Origin of the sequence: Hoskinsella mucinilytica (assembly GCF_045223415.1) — a bacterium.
GTDB lineage: Bacteria > Bacillota_I > Bacilli_A > Erysipelotrichales > Erysipelotrichaceae > Hoskinsella > Hoskinsella mucinilytica.
In genome coordinates this window covers 40,327-66,796 of sequence record NZ_JBEQZJ010000011.1, presented here as the reverse complement: position 1 = coordinate 66,796, position 26,470 = coordinate 40,327, and the positions used below count along the sequence as shown (strand labels likewise).

Annotated in this window: 21 protein-coding genes; 3 read left to right on the top strand and 18 right to left on the bottom strand. The window is 36.5% G+C overall.

From position 1 onward, the window contains the following. Nucleotides 1–12: 12 nt before the first annotated feature. The 15 genes from UGRO018_RS05415 to hslO all read right to left on the bottom strand — a co-directional run bounded on the left by UGRO018_RS05415 (nucleotide 13) and on the right by hslO (nucleotide 14,999). Nucleotides 13–678 (bottom strand): hypothetical protein, encoded by a 666-nt coding sequence (locus UGRO018_RS05415; protein WP_416325444.1) that lies wholly within the window; start codon nucleotides 676–678, stop codon nucleotides 13–15. A gap of 1 nt (nucleotide 679) precedes the next feature. Continuing rightward, nucleotides 680–1,534, bottom strand: coding sequence for a conjugal transfer protein TrbL family protein (locus UGRO018_RS05410; protein WP_416325443.1), 855 nt, complete (start codon nucleotides 1,532–1,534; stop codon nucleotides 680–682). Between the two features lie 13 nt (nucleotides 1,535–1,547). Beyond that, on the bottom strand, nucleotides 1,548–1,892 hold the full coding sequence (locus UGRO018_RS05405; protein ID WP_416325442.1) for a DUF3852 domain-containing protein: 345 nt from the start codon (nucleotides 1,890–1,892) through the stop codon (nucleotides 1,548–1,550). After that, a complete protein-coding gene (locus tag UGRO018_RS05400) occupies nucleotides 1,885–2,184 on the bottom strand; it encodes an AbrB/MazE/SpoVT family DNA-binding domain-containing protein (protein ID WP_416325441.1) in 300 nt (99 codons plus the stop codon). The genes UGRO018_RS05405 and UGRO018_RS05400 overlap by 8 nt, the downstream gene beginning before the upstream one ends. Beyond that, a complete protein-coding gene (locus UGRO018_RS05395; RefSeq protein ID WP_416325440.1) occupies nucleotides 2,153–2,569 on the bottom strand; it encodes a hypothetical protein in 417 nt (138 codons plus the stop codon). The genes UGRO018_RS05400 and UGRO018_RS05395 overlap by 32 nt, the downstream gene beginning before the upstream one ends. Next, complete coding sequence (locus tag UGRO018_RS05390; protein ID WP_416325439.1) at nucleotides 2,550–3,500, bottom strand: DNA adenine methylase; 951 nt, start codon at nucleotides 3,498–3,500, stop codon at nucleotides 2,550–2,552. Before UGRO018_RS05390 ends, UGRO018_RS05395 begins: the two co-directional genes overlap by 20 nt. Nucleotides 3,501–3,593: 93 nt before the next feature. After that, complete coding sequence (locus tag UGRO018_RS05385; protein ID WP_416325438.1) at nucleotides 3,594–7,778, bottom strand: SpaA isopeptide-forming pilin-related protein; 4,185 nt, start codon at nucleotides 7,776–7,778, stop codon at nucleotides 3,594–3,596. A gap of 177 nt (nucleotides 7,779–7,955) precedes the next feature. Continuing rightward, nucleotides 7,956–8,705, bottom strand: a complete 750-nt coding sequence (locus UGRO018_RS05380) for a CAP domain-containing protein (RefSeq protein ID WP_416325437.1) — start codon at nucleotides 8,703–8,705, stop codon at nucleotides 7,956–7,958. A gap of 155 nt (nucleotides 8,706–8,860) precedes the next feature. Continuing rightward, nucleotides 8,861–9,271 carry an ester cyclase gene (locus UGRO018_RS05375; protein WP_416325436.1) on the bottom strand — a complete coding sequence of 137 codons (411 nt, stop codon included), beginning with the start codon at nucleotides 9,269–9,271 and terminating at the stop codon, nucleotides 8,861–8,863. A gap of 55 nt (nucleotides 9,272–9,326) precedes the next feature. Continuing rightward, on the bottom strand, nucleotides 9,327–9,674 hold the full coding sequence (locus UGRO018_RS05370) for a hypothetical protein (RefSeq protein WP_416325435.1): 348 nt from the start codon (nucleotides 9,672–9,674) through the stop codon (nucleotides 9,327–9,329). 100 nt (nucleotides 9,675–9,774) lie between these two features. Further along, nucleotides 9,775–10,185, bottom strand: coding sequence for a VOC family protein (locus UGRO018_RS05365; protein ID WP_416325434.1), 411 nt, complete (start codon nucleotides 10,183–10,185; stop codon nucleotides 9,775–9,777). A 290-nt stretch (nucleotides 10,186–10,475) separates the two neighbouring features. Continuing rightward, nucleotides 10,476–11,957, bottom strand: coding sequence for a lysine--tRNA ligase (gene lysS / locus UGRO018_RS05360; RefSeq protein WP_416325433.1), 1,482 nt, complete (start codon nucleotides 11,955–11,957; stop codon nucleotides 10,476–10,478). Nucleotides 11,958–12,510: 553 nt separating this feature from the next. Continuing rightward, complete coding sequence (locus UGRO018_RS05355) at nucleotides 12,511–13,128, bottom strand: peptidylprolyl isomerase (RefSeq protein WP_416325432.1); 618 nt, start codon at nucleotides 13,126–13,128, stop codon at nucleotides 12,511–12,513. Between the two features lies 1 nt (nucleotide 13,129). Beyond that, nucleotides 13,130–14,125 carry a tRNA dihydrouridine synthase DusB gene (gene dusB, locus UGRO018_RS05350; protein WP_416325431.1) on the bottom strand — a complete coding sequence of 332 codons (996 nt, stop codon included), beginning with the start codon at nucleotides 14,123–14,125 and terminating at the stop codon, nucleotides 13,130–13,132. Continuing rightward, on the bottom strand, nucleotides 14,115–14,999 hold the full coding sequence (gene hslO / locus UGRO018_RS05345) for an Hsp33 family molecular chaperone HslO (RefSeq protein WP_416325430.1): 885 nt from the start codon (nucleotides 14,997–14,999) through the stop codon (nucleotides 14,115–14,117). Before hslO ends, dusB begins: the two co-directional genes overlap by 11 nt. A gap of 254 nt (nucleotides 15,000–15,253) precedes the next feature. Here hslO and UGRO018_RS05340 point away from each other — a divergent pair, with 254 nt between their 5' ends. Continuing rightward, the gene (locus UGRO018_RS05340; RefSeq protein WP_416325429.1) at nucleotides 15,254–17,920 is read left to right on the top strand and encodes a PD-(D/E)XK nuclease family protein; all 2,667 of its coding nucleotides are present in this window, start codon (nucleotides 15,254–15,256) and stop codon (nucleotides 17,918–17,920) included. Next, nucleotides 17,904–21,125, top strand: coding sequence for a UvrD-helicase domain-containing protein (locus UGRO018_RS05335; RefSeq protein ID WP_416325428.1), 3,222 nt, complete (start codon nucleotides 17,904–17,906; stop codon nucleotides 21,123–21,125). The genes UGRO018_RS05340 and UGRO018_RS05335 overlap by 17 nt, the downstream gene beginning before the upstream one ends. A 37-nt stretch (nucleotides 21,126–21,162) precedes the next feature. On the opposite strand, the gene abc-f is transcribed toward UGRO018_RS05335, so the two are convergent. Further along, on the bottom strand, nucleotides 21,163–22,758 hold the full coding sequence (gene abc-f, locus UGRO018_RS05330) for a ribosomal protection-like ABC-F family protein (protein ID WP_416325427.1): 1,596 nt from the start codon (nucleotides 22,756–22,758) through the stop codon (nucleotides 21,163–21,165). Between the two features lie 596 nt (nucleotides 22,759–23,354). On the opposite strand from abc-f, the gene UGRO018_RS05325 reads away from it, so the two are divergent. Then, the gene (locus tag UGRO018_RS05325; protein WP_416325426.1) at nucleotides 23,355–24,701 is read left to right on the top strand and encodes an ATP-binding protein; all 1,347 of its coding nucleotides are present in this window, start codon (nucleotides 23,355–23,357) and stop codon (nucleotides 24,699–24,701) included. Between the two features lie 279 nt (nucleotides 24,702–24,980). Here UGRO018_RS05325 and UGRO018_RS05320 read toward each other — a convergent pair whose 3' ends face one another. Beyond that, on the bottom strand, nucleotides 24,981–25,538 hold the full coding sequence (locus UGRO018_RS05320; protein WP_416325425.1) for a beta-glucosidase: 558 nt from the start codon (nucleotides 25,536–25,538) through the stop codon (nucleotides 24,981–24,983). Nucleotides 25,539–25,664: 126 nt separating this feature from the next. Continuing rightward, on the bottom strand, nucleotides 25,665–26,285 hold the full coding sequence (locus UGRO018_RS05315) for a cytidylate kinase-like family protein (RefSeq protein WP_416325424.1): 621 nt from the start codon (nucleotides 26,283–26,285) through the stop codon (nucleotides 25,665–25,667). Nucleotides 26,286–26,470 lie beyond the last annotated feature (185 nt).

Below are 26,470 nucleotides of genomic sequence, written 5' to 3'. Positions count from 1 at the left end.
TGTCATCCTCCTTTAAAATTTCAAAGCCATTGTGCGGGTGGGTTCCTGTATTGGCTTACGTTCCTCATAAAACTCCTCTAATGTCAGTGGACTTTCTACAGGTGCATCATGAAGATATGCCTTTGATATATAAGCATCATATGCACAATGCAGTTCCTCAATCTGATCTCTGGGACATCCAATTCTCAATGCCATCATATCCAAGTATGCAACCTTATCCATTTTATGAGTTTCTAATTCGAACAGGTCTTCATCATGTACAAAGCACTGATAGTCGTATTGCTCTAAGCAGGATGGATAGACCTTATGAAGGCAACGATTACACACAGTAACCGGATTCTCCATCATACTCATTTCAGATAATTGATGACTCATTTCTTTAAATATAGATCTTAGTCTTCCTCTTGGGTACTTCAAATTCTTTTGATATTTGAAATCTTCAAATAGGTATGTAAGATGTCCAGCTCTTTTTTGTGCCATTTCTCTATTGCACATATCTGGATAGAAGCTATCAAGAATAACACCTTTTGTATTCAGAATGCATTCATTCTTTTGTTGATCATAAACCTGAATATCTCCAAATTTTCCAAAATGAGACACGAACGTACTAAGTTCTTTTCCCTCTAATTCAATGGAGAAGTTTATAGTGTTTATATAAGCCTTATATTTTCTTTGCATCTTATTTCACCGCCCCTGCAACTGTTCTTGTGATTGACATAGCAGCCTGAGCTGCATAGATCGTACTCATTAAATTTGCCTTTGTGCTTGTATCCATTCCAAACTGTCCCGCTATTCTAGGTATTTCTCCTGCACTTAGAATCAGTCCCAACCCTAACAAGCAGTTTTCTTTCATCACACCAAGTCCTGCAATCAGCATGACTGCCTGTAAAAAGGCAGTTAGACAAATACCTATAATCTGCTTGCACCACTGGATAAATCCATCTGTATAGCCTCTTGGAATAGAAAACATATACAAGGAGCCAACTGCTACAGTAATCAATAAAATACCGCCACGTTTTAGATTCGCAAAGAATATCTTGATAATGGCATACCCCATCATAATGAGGATCAGGATTGCCAGCAGTGCACTCAATCCCATATCCGTTACAAATCCTAGTGACATTTTTGCAGTATCACCTATTGAGTCTGTACCTACCAATGTTGATAATCCGGATGTAAGCTGCACCTGCAAGGTGATACAAAATTTGAACAGACTAATAGGAACAATCGTAAAAAGGGATACAGCCATGAACCCCTTAATATAATTCAAAGCCGTATCCTTGACGCTTCCTCTTCCGCCCTGATATTCCAAAGCACATTCAAAGGCAGCAACTACCAATCCTACCACAAACAGTGTCCATCCAAAAAGGCGCATGATTTCAACAATGGATTTCACCCAGTTATAATTGAATATTTCTGCTCCCATATTTCCCATCAGACCAAAAAATTCACCTAATGCATCTAGGATCTTTTCATAGATCCAATCAATAATCCCACCCAGCACCTTGTCTGCGACGAAGTTCCATAGAAACATAACATCATGCCTCCTACAGAATCGACCAAATATAATTTGGTGCTGTTAAAGTGAAGCAAAGGCAGGCGAACAGAACTGCTGGAGCAGTCCATTCAAACTGCCCAGCTTTCCTGTAATCAAAGTAGGCTGTGCCTAATTTAACAAAGAAAAACACCGCCAATACAAGGTCGATTACCGGGAATACGACATTGTTGACAACGCTTTTTATCTGTCCTTTTGCACTGCCCCATGCGCTTTCAATCGCTCCTGATACATCTCCTGCTGCATAGCATGGCTTCATGAAAACCACAAATGCCAGCAGCAGAAATATCATAATTAACAGAAGCCTCACTCTTTTATCCTTTAATATTCTACTCATTATATTCCTCCGTTCTTTCTGCCATTTCTACAAGCTTCTTCGCTAAGGTAAGAAGTGACTTCTTATCCAGCTTCCTTGCAGATGAAATGACCATGTTTCTTAGTGATTCTATAGATTCATCATTGAGCTTTACGATATCCAGTTTTGAAATCTGAACACCATTGCGGTTGTTTTTGATCTCAACGATATCTCCTTTATGTATATCTGCCTTTTCTCTTATTTCCTGAGGGATTGATATACGTCCCTGATGATCCAGAATCTTATATTGACTCTTCTTCTGATTCGAGCACATTTTCATTGATCCTTTCTGCTACACAATCAGCGATCCGATTCATATCGACCTGCTGCTCAAGGAGTGCTTCAATATATTCTGTTGGAAGCACCTTGATGATATTAGCTGATGTCGTCACCGTCAGTTCTTCATCACCAAGAATCACTTGTAAATCCTGATTGATCAGCCCTGCACTCTTGAATAATCTCATCGGAATACAAAAATAGTCTTCTTTCGTCATGCGATCTTCTGAATCTTCTTGGATAACAAAACATCTTCTAGCAAGATTCTGTGGATCATATTCGATTACAATATCATCTCCTTCCTGTAATTGCAGTTGCTTTATCATTTGTGCAGGCAGCTGAATCGTATTATTCATTTCAATCTTAATTGTCATTGTTTTCATTTTCTTCTTCCTCTCCTGATACATCTAAATCGAACAAGCCTAACTGCTTTCTCAACTTAGTTCTTTTTGTCGCATCGTAATTTGAAATCAATACTTCAGGGAATTCTGCTTCATTGTCATATCGCAGCGCCATATTATTTACACGAGTACAGCTTTCTATATAAAAATCTTTATAGATATCCCGAATAAATTCACAATCGTTATATGACAAGAGAAAGCTCCCTTGTATGTTCGCAAGGGCATCCCTTAAGCGAATATGATCCTCTTTCGTAAACAGAACCTCATACATTCCTTCTGTTTCATAATATGGAGGATCACAATAAAAAAAGGCATTCGGTCGGTCGTACTGACAGATCAATGCCTCAAAATCTTTATTTTCAATAATTGTATTCACAAGTCGATCTGAAACATCCCAAACCATATGAAATGCTTTTCTTACATCGTAAGGACGGCATCCATATGTCTTACAGCCTGATCCATAGGAATATCTGATCAACTTAAAAAAAGCCACAGCTAGTTTTATATCCTGTTTCTCAATACGCTCCTTTCTCATGATTTCAATAATTTCATTTGCCTGCAGTTCAGTAAAATACACATGAACACGATTCATCTCATCCTGCAGATATTTATCTTCTATTCTCTGTTTTGAGATAATGTCTTTATATAAGTTGAATATATATCGTCCATTCTCTGGTAGATATCCCAATTCTTCAATAAATGCCAGTGGCTGATCCCTTATGACCGCAAACATATTCGTTAGGTTATGATTGAAGTCATTGTATACTTCAAATTTATCTGGCGGCTTGCCAAATAGCACCCACCCTCCTCCTCCGAATACTTCAATATAACGATCATAATTTTCTGGGAATCTGGTATAAATGAGATCACGTAATGCTTTCTTTCCACCAACCCAGCTGATAATGCTGTTCAATAGGCTCTCACCTCCTCTTAATTTTCATTTTCTAAATAAATTTCATTGCGTTCATATACACATGATCACCTCCTTCCATATTGAACACAGCATCTATTCTTTTTTAGCTTTTTTAAACAATACAAATGCTGCAATCCCTGCTCCAAGGAACACAGCAATTAATGGTATCACCTTGGTTTCATCTCCTGTCTTTACTGTTGTAAGCGGTGTTTTCTTATCCTTCATGATCAACTCCTGAACATCTACATCCTCTTTAACTATGAACTCAATATCCGCTGCTTTTTCATAATGGGATGGTGCACTGATCTCTTTTAAGATATAAGTCTTTCCAACAACAAGTCCTTTGATTTCATGCAGCTCCTTGCCAGATTTCCATGTATCTACTACTTTCCCTGTTTCTTTATCCACGATGGATAGAACAGCACCTTCCAGTGCTTCTCCAGTTTCTGCATCTTGTTTTTCCACAGTGATTTTTGTGATACGATCACTCATCTCTACTTTCAGAATTTCTCCACTGTCGGCTACTGTGAACTCAACATCCTTAGCTTTATGATATCCTGAAGGTGATTTTTCCTCATGAAGAACATAAGACTCGCCTACATGTAAACCAGTAATAGAATGCATTTCTTCACTGCTTGTCCATTCATCAATGACCTTTCCACTTTCTTTTTCTAACACTTTCAATTCAGCACCAGCTAATGATTTCTTCGTTTCAGCATCCACCTTCAGTATTTCTGTTTTTGTTATTTCATCCTTCATCACAACTTTTGTTGTTTCTCCTGAAGCATCAACTGTGAAAGTAACATCAGAAGCTGTTGCATATCCTAACGGTGCAAGATTCTCATGCAAGCGATATTCCATACCGATCAATAAGCCTCGAATGATATGCGGTTCTATTCCTGATTCCCATTCTTCAATAAGGTTGTCTTCTTTATCAAACAGAGATAGCTTTGCGCCTTCCAGTTCTTTCTCATCCGTTGCATCCACTTTTGAAATTTCAGTGACTGTTTTCATATTTGTCACAGCTAGGGATTCAGTATACAAGGTTTTATCACTATGATCATAGCTCAGGTCTATGTCATAAACCGTTGTATCCACATAGTATCCATCCAACGCCTGAATTTCTTTTAATTCATAGTTTCCTAATGGAAGACCAGCAATATTGATTTCACCCTTTTCATTCGTCATGTATCTTCCATCTTCTGAGATATCAACTGATACAGGAGCACCTGCTTTATAAAGAACAGTGTTTCTGCCATCCAAGCTCACAATATCTTCCTTTGCAGTTAACTGATAAATGACTCCACTTAAATTTTCAGAGGTATCCTTATCTGTTTTGACTAGATGAATTTCTCCTTTTGGGGCAATATTGGTCACTGCAAGATCTTTCCTATACAATGTTTTCTCACTATGATCATAGCTTAAGTCGATATCATAAACCGTTGTATCTACACAGTATCCTTCCAATGTTTCAACTTCTCTAAGCTCATAATTTCCAAGAGGAAGATTAGCGATATTGATTTCACCTTTCTCATTCGTCATATATCTGCCTTCTTCTGAAATATCAACAGATACAGGATCACCAGCTTTATAAAGAACAGTATTTCTACCATCAAGACTGACAATATCTTCTTTAGCAGTCAACTGATAAATAACACCACTCAAATATTCTGATGTGGCTTTATCTGTCTTAACTAAATGGATTTCTCCTTTTGGTGCTATATTAGTAACATTGACACCAATCTTGTAAAGTTTCGTTGTGTTATCCTTTTTTGTAAAGGTGACCTCATGTGTTTCTTCTGAAAGTATATAGCCTTCTACTGTCAGCTTTTCTCTCAATAGATATTCACCCATATTGATGTTTTTCACAACGATCGTACCTTTTGCATCTGTCTCGCCTTCATATACAATCTCACCGGCTTTGAAAAGAGTAGAACCATCAATCATGCTGATAATGTCCTTTTTAGCAGTTAAGCTATACTCAACATTCTCCAGTGGAGCTCCAGTATCTTTGTCTGATTTCTCAATCGTCAGCTCACCTTTTGGCTGTCTGTTTTTGACTTTGACAGTGATAATGGGTTCCTGATCCTCATCCTTGTCCATATCCCTGATGTTTTCTATCTTGAACGTAATTGGTTTTTCAAGTTCAAGGAAGCCTTCCGGAAGTTTGATTTCTTCAATCGTGTAGTTTCCAGATTGTAGTTTTAAAGGCAGCGTAACTTCTCCCTGTTTTCCGAAGATGGAAACAATCTGATTCTTGCTGTTTGTTGTAAAGGTATCAATCTTGATTCCACCTAGCTTCTGAACAATATAGTTACCTTTTTCATCCTTGATTTTGAAACTGGCACTATTTAATGTGACTGCTTTTCCTGTATCATAATCTTCTTTCACAAGACGTACCTGTGCAGATAAAGGCGCATTGTTCACATTGATCTTTTTAATCTGATCATCCTTATCGTACATGGTATAGTTCTTGCTGATGGACACAGTGAAATCTGGTGCCGGTGTACGATCTGCTGGAGTCTTTGTTTCTCTTACCAGATACACACCATAAGGCAGATATTTAGTGGTCGCATTGCCTTTTCTGTCTGTTGTAATAACATCATAGACCGTTGCTGAATCCCATCCCTTTTTATCCACTTCTGATTTCAGTTTAAATGTGAATTCTACTCCTGCCAGTCCATCATATACACCAGAGGTACCGTCAATTCCTGATTTGAATATCTGAATTTTCTGCATATTTGGTTTATCTGATGTTGTTTTGTTCACTACAGCTTTAGAAACTGTTTGACCTGCATAAGTCAAAGAAACATTTATACTTCCTGAATTAAGCTGCAGACTGCCATTTGTATCCGTTTCTTGAATACTGTAATTTCCTAAAGGTAGATTATCCCACATGATATTTCCTGATGAATCTGTCTTCTGGTAGGAAACAATCTGATCTTTATCATAATACTTCACAGTACCAGCAGCATTCATGATCTGCTCCTTTGCGATTAGAGCATACTGGTTATCCTGTAAGTACGCATCTCCATACTTTCCATCCGTTTGTGATGTATCAAAAGATTTCTTTAAGGTAATTTTCCCCTTCTGATCTTCATTTACGATGGTCGTTGAGGAAGAAACAACAGAAGTTTTCTGATCCTTATATGCAAGTGTCACTGTGTGTACTTGTGTATTGAGAATATATCCTGATGGTACTTGATATTCAACAATGCGATATCTTCCCAACGGTACTTTAACAGAGGCTTCTCCTGATGAAGAAGTTGTCAATGTGGAAACGAGCTGATCCTTTGGATAATACACTTTAGAACCTGCTCTATTTGTTATATTCTCATCAGCATAAACATTGAACACTGTATTCGCTACCCGATCGCCATTGGTATTCGTCTTGATGACATTGATCTCAGCACTTGGCTCTTTGTTTGTAACGACTTTTACATTCTCATTCGCTTTGACACCTGCAGTAATGGTGAATGACCTTACTGTGCTGTCTAATAAATATCCCTCTATTGTTGATATTTCTTGATATTGATATGTTCCTGTATCTAAAGGCACATTTTCTATTTCTGAATCCCAGATACCATTTGCATTTGTTGTTACTGTTCTTGATGATCCGTTAGGAAGTGTTATCTTAAACTTCACACCAGCCAATGCATTTCCAAATTCATCTGTTTTCTTTAATCTCACGCCACCTTTATCCGGAAACACTCGGTATGCTTTGTATTTCACAATGCTTGTCCCATGTTTGCTTCCTAGCGCATCAGCATCACTTATCATTACTTGCTGTTGAGGGCCAGATGGCATTTCTGCAGCACAGTGAATGACTTTCCCATTTCCCATATAGATTCCCATATGGAGGGCATCTCCAGTATTATCATAATATAAGATAATATCGCCTGCTTTGGCATTTTTGGGATTTGCCTCATTCGTGTTATAGGTATAGCTTGTTATTCCTAATCCATCTAGGTAACTTTCAATCGAGTAAGTTGTAAAACGATCAGCATTGAACTTCAATCCAACCTGTTTAAACACATAAGAAACATATCCAGAGCAGTCAAAGCTATTCGGTCCAGCAGCACCCCATACATATGGTTTTCCAAGATGCTTTTTGGCTTCATTTAATACTTCTTGTGCCTTATTCACTTCGAAGTATACTTTCTCTTCAGCCGCATGAACCTGCAAAGGCGTAGAACTAAATATGGTTGATAGAGTGATGAATATGGTCGCTACTGTCAACAGCACCTTATGTATTACTTTTTTTATTTTGTCTTTCATCGTATTTTCCTCCTAATAAAAAAGGACACAAGGTATATAATGACCTCATGTCCATACGCTGTTTCATTCACTTTTTAAATTTAGGGCATTACTGCCCTAAAAGAAACCTACCTTATAGTAATTCATTTTTTGTACTCCTTTCCATAAAAAAACACGACCATCTCAGATCGTGCCTATTTACCACCTTGTTTGAAATACTGAATAATAATAATCGTTGTAAAAATATATTCCTACTGCTGCTTCTGTTCCATTACTTAATAATAAATCTCTATGTGCAGGAGAATTCACCCATGCAGAGAAAGGATCATCATAGTTAGTTATGCATTCAGCACCATTTCCACTGTGCCATAGTGCCTCTGCATTTGCCATTGCTTGTGCATGCGAGTCACACCTACTTTTCAAATCATTTGAATATGTAAATGGTGCTAATCCGTTTTGTTGTCTGTATGCGTTGATTTGTGCAAATACCTGATCTGCCTTTGCCTGCTGATTAATTGGTGGTGCAGGTTCTTCTTCTACTGGCGGAGGAGTTTCAACAGGCTTTGTTGGCTTAGTAGTATCACTTGGTTGACTTGGTTTAGCTGCGTTTGATGAACCTGAGCTTGGCCTATCTTGCTTATTGCTTGTTTCACCTTTTCCTGATGTGCTTTGTGAATTTTTACTGTCATCCTTAGAAGTTGAGCTATTGTTGCCCGTACTTTTTGTTTCTGAGTTCTTCTTTACCGTCTCTTCCTTTTTATCATCTACATTGGAGATATCCTTATTCTCATTATCTGCCTTCTCTTTTTCATCCTTTGATTCCTTATCCTTTTCCTCAACTTTGATATCTGAATCAGCCTTCTTTCCTGCAGTTTTTTCAGCATCATTTGATGAGGCACACCCCACAAGCATGAATGCTATTGTAAGCATAGTAAGTAGTTTTCTCATGATTCTTCTCCCTCCTTCTTTCTTCCATTATAGACCTCTTATCTATACAAAGTCTATTCTTGTAATAAAATCCATTTTGAGTTAACATAGATGATTCAAAAAAAAGCATGATTCGCTTTGAGTCATGCTTTCATCCTACAAACTGCAATTTATTGCTATGCGGGTTTGATAATTTCTTCTTCAAACAATGTTTCAAAAGTGTTCATAGCACCGCTATGCTCAACAATTTTCCCATCAATAACTTTATCTACATCTACTCCTGTAAAAGTTAATTTCTTTCCAGTTGGTTTCATTCCTAGCCATTCACCTTTATGTGTTCCTTCTGCGATAAATTCGGAAATAATATAATCTCCATCACTATACTGTCGAATTACTGTCATTTTCAAGTCTGGATATGTTTGTCTCACGGCTGTAATATGCTCTTTCATACCCTCAATACCTACATAATATGATTTTTCTCCAACTCTAGTGGTACAATTCGTTGAAACATAATTTTCAACTTCATTTATGAGACCATTAGATGTTACCACTTCACAAAAATACTTGATTTTTTCTTTATCATTCATACAAATTCTAATTTTTATTACTCATGTTTAAAGCCGATAAACTGAAATTTGTAAATCAAACAATATTCTCACCCAAGATTATTTTGGGCATTGTGGTTAAACACCTATTCCAACGTTTATAGAATTTTTCTATACCAAGTTTCCCAACTCTTGCATGTACTTCTTCATTTTCCAGCACCCAATACAAGACATATGTCACCTTACCTACATTTCTTGTAAGACGAACAGGTAATTCTCCCTCTTTAACTGCATTGAAATCTTTTTGTCGGTGAGTACGTTTTATATAGTGTACATCAATAACACCATCTTGCTCCAAGTAAAATTCCGCTACTTCCTTCATCAGTTCTTCAATTTCATCTAACTTGGTCAGTTTTGCCTCATATATACATATTTCATTAAACATAAAATACCTCCACTTTCTTTTTTTCTATTCAAAACAATAGCTATTGTAATTGCTATAACTTCATTACCTTTACATAACTAGAATTTGTAGAGTTTCTATCCTATGTTTCACTTGTACTTCCAATTTCAAGCAAATTCCCCTCAGGATCAGCTACGTAAAAGTTGCGGATACCGAAAGGATAAGTGATGGGTGCTCCTGTGGGAAACTGCACACCCAACTTTGACAGACGCTCATACTCCAAATCCACCTCAGCAAAATTGGATAGCCAAAGGGCGATTTCAAATGTCTGATTGATACCCTTTGGAAGTACATAATCTTCTCCTATTGCCTTTACAAATTCTTTCCTGCTATACATAAATAAGGATAGTTCTCCACTTGCAGTTTCAAAATCCGCAAAAGGTCCGTCATTCCATTGAGTTTGAAAACCTAGTGTATCTCTATAAAATCGAACCATGTTTTCCATGTCACCAACCAGCAGGCTTACACCTACACGTACATCTTTTCCATTCATTATCAATCCCTCCTCTACAAATTCTAATTTGCAATCTTGTCTTAATCATATCACTTAATCCTTCCGACAACAAATATATAATAAAAAATGACCAATTATTCTTCATAATAACTGGCCATTCCTATCAAATTTTCACGACATTTCTACGACTTTTCACGACATTTTTGCGTTTTTACGGAAAAATCAGCGATTTTTATCTATCGTCGTATACTGTCTGTATACATCCAAAAGTGCCCTGTTTATCGGCATTTTTGAGTTGTATGCTATCTGTATGGTACCTGTACAGACCTCTACTTATTCTTCATATGCGGAAACAGCAAAACCTCTCTAATTGTTGTCTGTCCTGTTAATAACATCACAAAACGATCGATTCCCAAACCAACACCACCAGTAGGAGGCAAACCATATTCCAACGCTTCCACATAATCTACATCCATTTCATTCGCTTCATCATCACCAAGATCACGTAGCTTCAACTGATTTTCAAAACGCTCTCTTTGATCAATTGGATCATTTAACTCAGAGAACGCATTTGCATACTCATGTCCATCAATGAACAATTCATATCGATCCGCAAATCTAGGATCCTGCGCATTCTTTTTCGCAAGAGGTGAAATAGAAGTTGGATGACCATAAATATAAGTTGGCTGAATCAATGTTTCTTCCACATACTTTTCAAAGAATAAATTAATGATATGACCAACACTGTTATGCTTTTTCTCTACTTCGATTTCATGTTCCTTAGCGATTGCACATGCTTCCTCATAGCTCATATCCTGCCAGAAATCCACACCACATGCTTCTTTAATTGCATCTGCCATATGAAGACGCTTAAATGGTGCTTTTAATGAAATTTCTTTATCGTTATAAGTGATTTCAGTAGTTCCCAAAACCTCTTTAGATACATAATCAAACAATCCTTCAATTAAATCCATCATACCATTTAAATCAGAATAAGCCATATAAGCTTCTACTGTTGTAAATTCAGGATTATGTGTAGCATCCATACCTTCATTACGGAATAGACGTCCAATCTCATAAACACCTTCTAAACCACCGACAATCAATCTCTTTAATGGTAACTCTGTTGCGATACGCATATAAAAATCCATATCCAAAGTATTGTGATGTGTCACAAACGGTCTTGCGGCAGCACCTCCAAGAATCGGTTGTAAAACTGGTGTTTCCACCTCTACCAATCCTTTGCCATCTAAATAACGCTGGATTGCACGAATAATTCTCGGTCTCATCAACGCAACCTTCTTGCTTGTATCATTCATGATCAAATCTACATAACGTCTACGGAAACGTTCCTCTGTATCTTGTAATCCATGGAATTTTTCAGGCAAAGGTCGTAGTGCTTTGGTTAAATGAGTGTAAACAGTTGCTTTAATGGATAATTCTCCATGATCTGTTTTCATTACGATACCTTCGATTCCCACGATATCACCAATATCTGATTTCTTGAAAATCTCATATTGCTCTTCTCCGATTACGTCTTTACGAACATAAATCTGAATTCTTCCATCCAAATCTTGAATGTGCATAAATCCAGCTTTTCCTTGGCGACGTTTTGTCATAATACGTCCGGCTATTTTTACTACAATATTCTTTTCAACTAATTCTTCCTTTGTACAGTTTTCATATGCTGCACGAATTTCTCCTGATTTGTGTGTTCTTTGATATGCAGTTCCAAATGGCTCAATTCCCATATCGATTAAGTCCTGCATTTTCTGACGACGAATCTTTTCTTGTTCTGTCAATTTTTCCATCATTTATACTCCTTTACATAAATAAAAGCTCTCTACCCATATAGGGACGAGAGCTTGATCGTGGTACCACCCTAATTCACTACCTGGTTGCCCAAAGCAGTCTTAGTGACTTAATATAAGTCTATTCGTAACGTGAATAAACGTCCTATCGGAAGGCTCCAAGTCTTTATTTTTGACAAAGTTTCCTACATCATTTCCACCAACAGATGCTCTCTATGATTCCACATTTATCATACTTTCTCTTCAACGCCATATTTGCATATTGATTATATAGGATACAACCTTGAAAAATCAAGCCTTTTTCTCATATTCTTGAAGAAAAGCACTGAAAGCTTTCTACTTCATGGTACAAAAAATCAATTACAATAAATAAAAACGATTCCCTTATCGCATCCTTTTATATACATCCTGACATAGAGCCTTGCTTCACACACAAGCTTCAACTAACATCATTTTCTTTTCATTTTCAAGAATATTTGTTTTTCCTTAGTTTTTACAATATCTCAAGTATATGAAAATGCCTTTGTTCATTAAAACAAAAGCATAAGCAATCTTATTCGATAATTTTGATTGTTGTAATGATCGGTTGATCTTCTTTTGCTACCGTCCCACTACTATCCTGTCCCTTTGCATCCTTACAGATCTGGTCAACGATTTCCATACCTTCTGTCACCTTACCAAATGCAGCATAATCGCCATCCAAATGAGGAGCATCTGCCTGCATGATAAAGAATTGTGAACTTGCACTATCCATTGCCTTAGAGCGAGCCATTGATATTACGCCACGAACATGTTTGATAGAATTTTCAACACCATTACTTTCAAATTCTCCCTTGATCGTTTCATTTGATCCTCCGGTTCCATTTCCATTAGGATCGCCACCTTGAATCATAAATCCATCAATAATACGATGAAAAGTTAAACCGTCATAAAATCCGTCTTTGGCCAATTTCACAAAATTAGTAACCGTAATCGGTGCCGTATCTGCATCAAGTGAAAGTTTGATGACCCCCATATCTTTGACATCAATTTCTGCTTGAATCGTACCGGATAATAAGTCTTTAGATGGTTCACTTTCCGTATCCTTTGAACTTTTGCAAGCTGTAACCAAAAACATCACACAGAATGTCATTAAGATGATTCTTATTTTCTTTTTATATAGTTTCTTCATATTATTTTCCTCTTGCTTCTGCTTCTTTTTCATATGCTTCTAAGATAGAAAGCATCTCTTCATATGTTTCGATTTTTGTCAATGCATCCTTTAATTTATGAGAGCCAGGCAATCCCTTGACATACCATGCCGCATGCCCTCTCATTTCACGAATACCGACATATTCTCCTTTTAATTTACATAATCTCGTTGCATGTAGCTTTGCCATTTCGAATTTTTCTTCCATACTAGCCGGTGGTAAGGTTTCTCCGGTATCCAAATAATGAACGATTTCCTTGATCAACCAAGGATCACCCAGGACACCTCGACCTACCATGACAGCATCACAACCGGTTTCATCCATCATACGTTTGGCATCTTCACCACTTTTGATATCTCCATTTCCCATAACAGGAATGGATACCGCTTCCTTTACCTTTTTGATATAGGACCAATCCGCATGACCTTCATACATTTGTTTTCTTGTTCTGCCATGTACTGCCAATGCACTTACGCCTATGGACTCTAATCCTTTCGCAAGCTGTACACAGGTAATCTGATCTAAATCCCAACCAATTCGCATTTTGACGGTTACCGGTTTCTTCACAGCATCCACTACAGCTTTACTCATCATAATAGCATGGTCAACATCCTTCATCAGCGCACTTCCCGCATTTGATTTTACTATTTTATTAACAGGACATCCCATATTGATGTCAATGATATCGCAATCAGTTTTGGTATCCAGTAATTTTGCGGCATAAACCATGGTTTCTATATCATGGCCAAAAATTTGCATGGTCAAAGGATGCTCACTTTCTTCTACATCTGTCATTTGGATCGTTTTTTCATTATCATAATATAAGGCTTTATCGCTTACCATTTCAGTATAAATCAATCCCGCTTGAAATTCTTTACAAATCATTCGAAAAGCCGGATTGCTGATACCGGCCATTGGTGCGATAACAACACGATTATCAATGGTAACATTTCCTATATTCCAGCATTTATTTTGCATATTGATCGATAAACCTTTCTAAATCTCTTAATTCCGCTTCATCAAAATGATATTTTTCTCCGCAAAAATTACATGTAATTTCGCAACCATGATCCTCTTCTATCATTGCCAGACGCTCTTCCTTACTTAAAGTAGTAAGCACTCGTTTCATCTTACTGCGATCACAGTCACAACGGAATTCAATTTCTTGTGTCGTTAAGATCTTAACATCCTCGAACAATTCTTTTAATGTGTTTTCTAAACTATCACTTTGATTCATAAGATCACTCATTGGTGGTAGCTTCGCCAATACCGCTTCTACCTTTTGAATATCTTCCTCTTTCGCATCTGGTAGCATTTGAATGATCAATGCACCGGCTGATTGAATGGTATCATCAGGATTTACCAAAACGCCTACAGAAACAGCACTTGGTGTTTGTTCACTTACAGTAAAATAATAAGCGAAATCTTCTCCTAACTCACCACTTTGTAACGCCACGGTACCTTTCCAATTCTCTTTCATATGAAAGTCCTTCGTAACCTCAAGATAGCCATCACTACCTACTGCTGTCCCAACTGCCAAATGCCCATTCTCATATTGCATCATGATGTGGGGATCACCTACAAATCCTCTGACATGACCATCACTATATGCATCCACCATGATCGTGCCGATAGGTCCATGCCCATTGATCGTAATGGTAAGTTGTTCTTGTTCAGACTTCAACATACTCCCCATCAAACTACCAACTGATAAGGTTCTACCTAGTGCTGCTGCGCTCGTTGGCCATAAATCAAAACGTTTTACAGCATCTTCTATCAAATGTTTGCTGGTACACATATAAATACGAACACGTTCCTCACATGCCAGTGCTTTTACTAAATAATCCTTCATGTTATCAACTCCAATTCTGCTCTTGAAGTATATCATAGATTGAAAAGAAATACGACATAAAAGCCACTGTTTTCCTTCCATACAAAAAAACAAGCTATGGGATCCTTCCCATCTATCATGAACAATCAAAGCATTCTTTTCACATGATCAAACTCATAAGAAATCAAGCATTACCAAATCTTACAATTTCTTCAAATCGATACAGCTGACTCATTCAGTATGATATAATAAATTCATTCGAAAGGAGCTTTTTTATGATCAAAGAAACCTTGCCTCCCTTTTCTATTTTGATAGCACCAAGTTACCTACATCCTTTTTTGCGTTCCTCATTATTAGAGGGGCAAAACGGCTGTATTGGTATTAAAATATTATCCCCTACTGCCTATCTGGCATCTTTAAGCCATAAAGAACCAAAGGATCCATTAGAGCTTTGTTTTTTATATAAAGAAAAAATAAAAACCATGCAAGCGCATATGAAGACCTATCAATCTATTGCTTTGACTCCTTCTTTTTTGAAAGAATGCCATAGCTTTATGGAAAAGATGAAATTTTATCATATCCTACCAAAGGATCTTCCCACTCATACACAAGCACAAAGCGAAATCAAAGAAATCATCTCTCTTCTTTATCCTATCGAAAGCGCACAAGATCAACAAAATGAAGTGCTTGCGAAATTATCCGATTGTCGTAACGTCTATCTTTATGACTCCTTTTATACGCTAAAGGAACAACAGATATTTGAACAACTGATCAAACAAGGCGCTACGATCATAGCTATGGATCATCCATATCAAGAAAAAGAATTTTATCATGCCATCAATATGCGTCAAGAGTGTGAGGCTATTGCACAATATATCATCACACATGATCTTGATGCATCTGATATCGTAATGACCCTTTGTGCACCTAACTATAAACCTGTGGTTGAACAGGTATTTCAACGATATGGCATTCCATACACCATGCTTCAGCAATCTAAAAACAGCATCATTTCTCAAAGATTTGCAAGTATGCTTTCTTATTCTTTATCAAATGATTCAGAGGATCTTTTTGCCTGTATGGATGCAGGTTTATTTGCTCATGAATATCTAGATGAATTCAGAGAATACATGGAAATATTCGATTGTGATGTTCATCAAGCATTTACTCATTTACAAACGCTACATGCTTTTGGTCATATTCTAGATGAACTTGAAGTAGAAAAATTAAAAGACTTAGAAGTACGAGCGGAGGAATGTAGGTTGGCTCTTTATCCTACTTTGACAAAAATGATGGAAGAAAATATACCTACTTTGCTCACACAGTTGATCGATATCTTACATGACAGTATGAAGCATTCATCTCTTGATGATATACAGGCACTAAAACAGATTCAGGAACTACTTTCCTTATGTTATCCCTATTTAAAAACCAAAGAGGATCTTGCCTTTATCCTTCCCGAAATCAAAGAAATCGCTATATCAAAAAGTGTACATGAAGTACAAGGTGTCATCTTAGCGGATTTGAAGCAGATCATTACAAGTAAATGCCATCATTTTATCCTCGGTGCAACGCAAAAAAATTATCCTGCCTTTCCAAGTGAAAGTGGTATCTTCGATGAAACCTATTTACAAGACACTTTATTACCGGATATGGAACAACGCTATCAGCATTATATCAATCAATGTCAAAAACAACTTTCAGCCAATTCCCATCTCATTGTGACATTCCCACTTGGAAGTTATGAGGGCAAAGGAAATGAAGCTGCTCTGGAAATCGAAGAATATATGAATATGGATCCAACCTCCTTACCTTTGATAGAAAACTACGAAATGATCGTACAAGATTTTACAATTTCTTCTGATACAGCCAAAGCTTTATTTGTCAAAGATCATCATATCAAAGGTTCTATATCCGCAATTGAACGTTATATTCATTGTCCTTATGCATATTTCCTTCGTTATGGATTATCGCTACGAGAACCAATGCAACATGGCTTTGATCCCTCTTATATGGGGACGATGGCACATTACATCCTTGAAACCTTAGTGGAAGAATTAGGAAAAGACTATACGAAAGCAACCATGAATCGTTTAGAAGAAATCGTGGATGCAGAGGTAGAAGCCATTCAAGAGGTTTTTCCAAATAATGCTGATTTTATGCAAATAGTAAAACGCCGTTTTCTTGTTAGCTTTACCCAAACTTTAAAACGACTAGATGATTTTGAATCCCATAACGCTATGCACCCTTCTTTACAAGAATACGAATTTCATCAAGAATTTCCGATTGAAAATGGGATTAGCTTTGCGTTAAAGGGTTATATCGATCGAATAGATGAAAGCGGTAATTTCTATTGTATTTTAGACTATAAAAGTAGCAGTAAAACACTTAGTGAGGATAAAGTATTTGCGGCATTGCAACTACAACTATTAACCTACTCTATTGTTGTAAAAAAACAACTGCAAAAGGACGTATTAGGTGCTTATTACATTTCATTGAAAAATCAAAACATTCCTTATATTGCAGGAAAAATGAAACGAAGACCTGTCGGCTTTCAAGAAAGTGATAAAGAGGAATATGAGGAAACGCTGTTAAAGGCACATCGTCTCAATGGTTGGACATTACGAAAAGATATTGATATGCTAGATGATAACGGTTCACATATTACCGGTGTATCTATGAATAAAGACGGTATCGTAAAAGCAAGGAAATACTACAATTATGAAACCATTTGCTCATGGTTCCATGATATATATAAAATGATAGGTAAGCGCATTTTATCAGGAAATATCAGTTGTACTCCGGATACAGATGCTTGTCTGTATTGTAGCTATCATGAAATATGTAGATTTAAAGGCTTTTATACGGAAAGAAAACCTCTGATTGAGTTAGATGATACCTTGTATTGGGAAGGAGGTGCACACGATGCCGACATGGAATAAACAACAGTTAGCTGCCATAGAAACGAAGGAAAAAAATATCCTGGTCTCAGCTTCTGCCGGTAGTGGGAAAACAACAGTATTGGTCGCAAGATTAATGGATCTGGTTCTTAACGATCATATTGCGATAGATGAAATACTCGCTATGACATTTACAGAAGCCGCAGCCAATGAAATGAAAAAAAGACTTGCCAAAGAACTTCAGATTGCTTGGGCAAATAGCAGTGATGAACAAGAAAAAGCATTTTTATCTCGTCAGCTTTCTTCGCTTTCTAACGCCTATATCTCAACCATCCATTCCTTTTGTTTATCTATCATACAAAAGTATTATTATATGATAGGGTTAGACCACGAACGTGTAAATAGTATTATGGATAACGGGGCAATGAGCCTATATCAAGGTCAAGCATTAAAAAAAGCACTTCAATTACAATATCAAAAACAAGAGGAAACCTTCCTTACACTATGTCAAATGTTTTCCTCAAGACCTGAAGATACACAAAATCTTCATGCGATGATCATGCAATTGGCAACTTTGGCAAGCAGTAAGCCGGACCCTGACGCTTGGCTAAATTCCTTACATGATGCATATAGCGATATACGACATTTGGAAGATCTTCCACAAGACATTTATCATCATTTTTTCGAATATCTTTATGTAGAAGAGCAACGTTATGAGGAAGCACTTCATCATATGGATGATATCTATCGTTTAAAATATCCTAAGGAAGCTAAAAAAATTGCTGTCCTGGAAACCAAACTTCGAGCCTTATCTACCTTAAAACAGCCTCTAGAAGACAAAGACTATGAATCATATCGCACTGCATTTATTGCAATATGTCATGGCATTGTACCAACCTCTCCTGATAAAGAAGATAAGGAATATGCAAGAGTGAGAAAACAAATCAACGATTTAGAAGATCGTACATTAGCTCTTTTATTTCGAGAGGAAACTTTTATCAAGGACCTTGAGAAACTAAATCCTATCATAAAAAAACTTGTAGAAATCACAAAGGATTATCGCCGTAATTATGAGCACATCAAAGAAAAAAACAAGCAGATTGATTTTGATGATATGGAACACTTTGCATTGGCTATTTTAGATGTGAATGATCATGCAGTCGCTCAGATATATCGTTCTACTTTTAAACAGATCATGGTAGATGAATTTCAGGATAGCAATGATGTACAAAATGCTTTGGTCATGCGTATCTGCACAGAAAACAATGTCTTTCGTGTCGGGGATATCAAGCAATCCATTTATGGATTTCGTCATGCAAAGCCACAACTTATGAAAGGCTTGATTGATCAAAAAGGTATTCATGATGAAGTCATTTATTTATCGAATAATTATCGTTCTAAAGAAATGATCGTAGAATTTAATAATGAACTTTTCAAGCGATTGATGAATATGGATGGTTTTGATTGTAGTTACAGTGAACAAGATGATGTCGCAACCGGTATACCTGCACAAAAAGAAGATAATGTACCGATTTGTTTTCACACGATATTTCATAATGAAATCAAAGAAGCAAATGATCTCATCCTATCCAAAAATGATCTAAAAGCAAGCTATATTGCCAATCAGATCTTAGAAATTAAGGAAAAAGAACAACGGAAATGGAAAGACTTTGTTGTATTGGTGCGAGGAAACGCTCGTAAAGATGACATGAAAAGTATCTTTGATGAATTGAATATCCCTTATTTTATTGATATCAAATACGGTTTTTATCAGTCCAATGCTGTGCAAATCATGTTATCCGCATTAGAAAGTCTATATTCTCCTCATGAAAATATTCCATTTGTTGCGACCATGCTTTCTCCACTTTTTATGAGAACAAATGAGGAACTTGCATGGATCAAACTTCAGAAAGAGAAAACGACCTCTTATTATGCTTGGTATCAAGAACATCCTTTTGATGGCTTTGAAGTTTTTGAAGAACTCAGAAAACAGCGTAACGTATTACGTTTAAGTGAAATGTTGAATGCTTTATATGAAATCAATTCATACTATTCCCTTCATACCACCATACAAGAAAAAACCAATTTAGATCTTTTATATGAAAAAGCAATCCAATTTGAAGAAGAAAATGCCTGTGGTATCCCATCCTTTCTATCTAGAATAGCGCAAATCAAAGATGCTCAGACTGCGGAAGCAATCCCTATCGGTAGTGATGCAGATGTCGTACGTGTCATGAGCATCCATCAATCAAAGGGTCTTCAATTCCCTGTGGTGTTTCTTTGGTCAACGGATCGCATGACACCAATAGAATTTAAAGAATTTTGTATCGCAGATGCAGATTTAGGTATTGCAATGAAAGCAATGGATCTTCCTGAACGATATGTAAGAACAACGATTCCTCGTATCGCTATGGAACATAAAAAGGATAAAGAAGAACTTGAAGAAGAAATGAGAATTCTTTATGTTGCGACCACCCGTGCTCAGCAACAAATGCACATCGTAGATTGTATCCAATCACTTGAAGACTATAAAAAACCATTGACCATGTCCGGTGTTTACGATCGTGGTGGTTATACAAGTTGGATATTACAAAGCTTTCTCACACATCCTAGTCCTTTGTTTACGATTAAGGAAATCCATCAATTCTGGAACAATATACCAGTTGAAAAACAGTATCAACAGCATCAAGCCATACCTATCTATAACAAAGCAGACACGGTATGGAAACTATCAAGTGCTACGACATTAAAATCAGAAGATGCCTTACCTAAGTTTCAACCGAAAAGTAAAGCCGGAATGAGCTATGGTAATAAAATGCATAAAATGATTGAGTTTTTATCCACACCGCCTTGGAGCATGGAACATATTCAAACATGTGCAAGTGAGCTTCAGATATCCTTAAAAGACTATGATTATCAATGCCTTTGTGACCTTGGTAATCTAGCGTTTTACCAATCGCTTTATCTAAAGGAACATCATCATGAGCTTGCGTTTATGGTAAAAAAAGACCATGAGATCCTACATGGATTCATGGACTTCGTCGCAATTGATGATAAAGAAACTATCATTGTGGATTTCAAAACAGATCGATTAGAGGATACCAGTTCTTTTATCGAGGATTATAAGTCTCAGTTGATCGCCTATCAAGAAGCTATGCAGATCCTATATCCGCAAAAAAGCTGTTCTACCTATATTTATTCTTTTCATTTACATCAGATGATCAAAATAGATCAAAAGGAACTATGATTCGAAAAACAGACAAATGCAACATTTGTTTGTTTTTTTATTTCATCAACCAGTTTTCATTGAGGTATTCATGAATACCTTGATTTTCAATCATCCACACCTTTGAGCATAAGGATCGAATAAAATATCGATCATGAGTTACCAAAAGCAAAGTTCCAGTATATTCTTTCAAAATCTGTTCGATGATTTCAATACTGGAGAAGTCTAAATGATTGGTTGGTTCATCAAAGATGATAACATTCACTTCTTCTTTTAATATCATCGCAAGCTTTAACCTTGTTTTTTCACCACCACTCATTATTTGAATTCTTTTGAACATATCTATTTGATCAAACCCAAAGCGGGATAAATACCTTCTGGTATCTTCTTCATGCCATCCAAGTTCATATTGTGCATAATCAAGGATTCTTTCTTCTTCGTTCGCAAAATGAATCATCTGAGGAAGATATCCTATTTGTGTCGTATCAGACACAAATAATTCTCCTTCGTCTATTGGTTCTTCCCGCATGATCATTTTGATCAACGTACTTTTCCCCATTCCATTTTCCCCGCAAATCGCTATACGATCCTTTGCAAAAACAGATGCGTTCATATGGGCGAAGATAGTTTTATCACCATAAGATTTTGATAATTGTTTGATTTCTAATACCTTTTTTGCACTATGTTGACGTTCTTTCACCTCCACTACCATTTTTCTTGTAAGGTTTTGAGGCTTTTTGATTCTATTGATCATTTCTAATCGTTTTTCCAGCATTTTAGCTTTCTTATAAAATTTTTCGTTATCCCCTTCTTGTCCCCATTGGCGAAAGCGTCGTATCGCATCTTTCAATTTTTTTATTTCTTTCTGTTGTTCCTCGTAATCTTGTTGCCATAACAAATATCGCTCTTGTTTCTGTTTACGATAATCATCATAATCTCCTATATACATTTGTAATTCACCATAGGTGATTTCATATATTTTTTTCACTGTATGATTTAAAAAGGTACGATCATGACTTACTATGATAACCGTTTGTTTTAGGTTTTGGATATATTGTTCTAGCCAACGAATTCCCACAAAATCCAAATGATTGGTGGGTTCATCCAGTAATAGAACATCCGGCTTCTGGAGTAGTTGTTTGGCTAGATTTACACGAGATACTTCTCCTCCACTTAGATTTTTATATTCCCTTTGAAGTAAATGATCAATGGAAAGCCCTTGCGCAATTTGTTCGACGGATGTCATGAGCTGATAACCGCCCATTCTTTCAAAACGTTCTTGTAGATTTCCATAGTTCTCTAACAATGTATCTATTTCTTGATTTGTACTTGTTGCCATTTCATCTTCCAATTTTTGCAATTGATCTTGAATATGTAAAAGGTCTTCATGTGCTTCTATCAAATATGCAAATACCGTTTGTTCAAATGTATCAAACATCTGACTTAAATAAGCTATTTTCGTTTGTTTTGAAAGTAATACTTCTCCTTCCTGGCAAGGTTCCAGTTTTGCGATAATTTTTAATAAGGTTGATTTCCCACATCCATTTTCCCCTACAATGGCAATGTGTTCACCATCGTTAATTGTCATTGTAATATCATCCAGAATAATATCCTGTGTATACGCTTTTGTGATATGATTTAATTGTATTGTCATGTTACATTTCCTTTCCTAACTATTTTTGGGAAAAGAAAAAGCCCCAGCAAAAAGCGGGACATTCATCATGATTGTTCGTATGATGTAAGGCTTTTTACTTTATGTTTTCCCGAATTTTTGACGCACTTGTCCCTATTTCGTGGAAAACCTTAAATGTTATCGTATGACAAAAAGCATCATGTGCCATTTTTTTATCATTGCCTGTACTTTTGATCATACGAATTATCATTTGCCTTACACCTCCTCATAAACGATACATTTATCATAATTGGTTTTATATTACTTGTCAATAAGAAATGATTTAGAATCATTCATAATAAAGTAAAAATGTTACAGAATATATGTGAATACCGTATCACATACTTTCATATTTGCGTGAATAATCTCAAATAATTTGTCTCTTCTATTTTCAATATGCAATATCATTTCTAGTTAAAAAACCAAAGATCCCTGCACAAATGAAGATTTTATTAAAAAACAGGATGAAATCATCGTATTTATTTTTGGTTATAGTTGTATTATCCACAGCATAAGAATATAATAAAAGTGTGATTTATATCACTAAAATACGTATAAAAGTGTGAAGGAGCATGTATATGGAACGATTGATTATGAATAAGTTATTAAACTGGAAAAATTCTCCTTACCGTAAACCATTGATCATGAAAGGTGTTCGTCAAGTAGGAAAAACCTGGATTCTCAAGGAGTTCGGTAGACGTTATTATGATAATACTGCTTATTTCAATTTTGATGAAAACGAAGAATACAAGCAGTTTTTTGAGACTACAAAAGATATAGAGCGAATCTTACAGAATCTGATGCTGGCAAGTGGTCAGAAGATTGTAGCCGAAAAAACCCTTATCATTTTTGATGAAGTACAGGACTGTCCCAAAGTCATCAACTCCATGAAATATTTCTGCGAAAATGCTCCGCAATATCACATTGCCTGCGCTGGTTCATTGCTAGGTATTGCTTTGGCAAAACCATCTTCTTTCCCAGTAGGAAAGGTCAACTTTATGCAGATAGACCCTATGACCTATACTGAGTTTTTGCTTGCAAATGGTGATGAGAACTTGGCTGAATATTTAGAAACAGTAAACACGATTGAGCCAATTCCTGACGCTTTCTTTAACCCTCTATACGAAAAACTAAAAATGTACTATGTGACTGGAGGTATGCCAGAATCTGTGAAAATGTGGACAGAAGCACGTGATGTTTCTGCCATGCAAGAAGCCTTATCCGCCATCATTGGTACCTATGAACGTGACTTTGCAAAACATCCTAGCATAAGTGAGTTCCCAAAAATTTCAATGATCTGGAAGTCCATACCATCCCAGTTGGCAAGGGAGAACAAGAAGTTCATCTACAAGGTTGTGAAAGAAGGAGCCAGAGCCCGTGAATACGAGGATGCACTTCAATGGCTTGTAGATGCCCGCCTGGTGCATAAAATCTACCGCAGCACAGCTCCTGGACTTCCTGTTGCTGCCTATGATGACCTATCAGCTTTTAAAATTTATATGGTGGATGTAGGCTTGCTACGTCGACTGGCTCAACTGGCACCTACAGCCTTTGGCGAAGGTAATCGCCTGTTTACAGAGTTCAAAGGTGCATTGACCGAAAACTTTGTACTACAGACCTTAGTTACACAATTTAAAGTCGTTCCCCGATATTGGACACAGATAAACCCACCATATGAGGTGGATTTCCTCATCCAACGGGATAACGACATTTTCCCTGTTGAGGTCAAGTCCGAAACCAATAACACCAGTAAAAGTCTGAAAAAATTCAAGGAACTATTTTCAGATCAAGTGAAACTTCGGATCCGCTTCTCTCTAAATAATCTGAAACTGGATGATGATGTGCTGAATATTCCACTTTTCATGGCTGACCAAACTGATCGCTTGATTGGATTAGCGTTGGAAGCTTGCAAAACTAAATATTAAATAGTAACAGATAAAGCAATGCCATTCATGCGAGTATCAGAGTTATCGTTACCAGATGATTCACTGTCAAAAAGGAAACCTATTGGTTAAAACTAATAAAACCCGTAAAATAGCTATTTTGCAAATATTTCAAAAGCTCAATTCGCTTGAAGGAATTGAGCTTTTCAAGTTTTCCTTATATTCAAACAATAACAACACGATCGAAAGTACAACTTTCTTAGTTTATTACATACCTCTATTTCAATTATCACTTCATAAGAAATCATAGATCTACGATCATTATCCAATGGTTCCTTTAAAAGTCTGTCTTTTCTTACTATCTAAAACAAATCGCTTCATCGCCTTCCAAATCGAATAGACGATATTTTCAAACACACCCAAATGCATACTTTGCATCACGACCTGTGATAAATAACCATCTTTATTTTGATCATCAGAAGCATCAAACATCAGTAACAATACCATAATGATATCATTTTCTTTCAAATAATCAATATCATCCCAAGTTTCATCTAAGTAAAGCTTCATATCTTCTTTTTGAAATTGATCCATCATCGCAATAATTTCCAAAGGAAGATCAATCACACCTTTACAATAATATAGGCGATGATCCTCTTGCCATAGACCAAATCTTGTAGAAAAATCACGCACACGCAAACTGATAGGTAAACGCCAGTCTTCAAATGGTTCTAGATAACCGCTATCATCTAAATCCTTGAATGCATAACCATCTTGTTCCAGAATTTTTATTCCTGAGTTTGGATCATAACCTAATGTTTTTCCTCCCATATTCTCAATGATCATGCCTTGTTGTGTATGTGTCAATTTCCAATTCATATAGAAACCTCCTCGAGTATAGTTTCAGTATAGCATAGGTTCCTTAAAGATTTTGTCTGATAATCTTGTGAAATTATGGTACCCTTATCTCTTGAAAAGACACTTCAAAATGAAGTGCCTTTTTTGTTAGATTTCCTTTTTTTCCAGCATATCTTTTAGAATAGAAACGGTTCGATCAATACCGAATGTACTGGTATTGATACTAACATCATAATTATCTGCCTTGCCCCATTTACGATCTGTATAATATTCATAATAATTACTTCTACGTTTATCGATTTTTCTTACAGATGCTTCAATATCTCTTTCATCTACTTCATAAGAATGGACAGCACGATTTTTACGATCTTCCATATCTGCATGAATAAATACATGCAATACATCTTCTCGATCTCTAAGTACATAATCTGCACATCGACCAACGATGATACAAGGTCCTTCATCCGCAACCTGTTTTACAACCTGTGATTGCACAATAAACAGACGATCGTTTAAGGATAATTCTGTCATTGTGGATAATGGTCCTCCCAAAGAATAGCCCAATGCGCCTAACAAATGGAATCCTTTGCTTGTACGTGTTTCTTCATCTTCAAACAATTCCTTATCCAATCCGCTTTCTCTTGCGGCGATTTCAATTAATTCTTTATCGTAGAATGGAATTCCCAGCTGTTCTGCCAGCTTCTGTCCTACCTCTCTTCCGCCGCTACCAAATTGTCTACTGATGGTAATAATGGTCTTCTTTTTCATATTGATGACCTCCTTGTTTTGTTACCTTTATTATACTATGATACCCTGACAACATCAATGTAAACCTTATCATTTTGTGAAACCTCATACATTAGAGCTTAACAATGCCTGCATCTTTTCCTGACTACTGCCTTTTTACTTATACATGTCTTAGTTACAAAATTAGTTTATTTCAGTATAAAAAT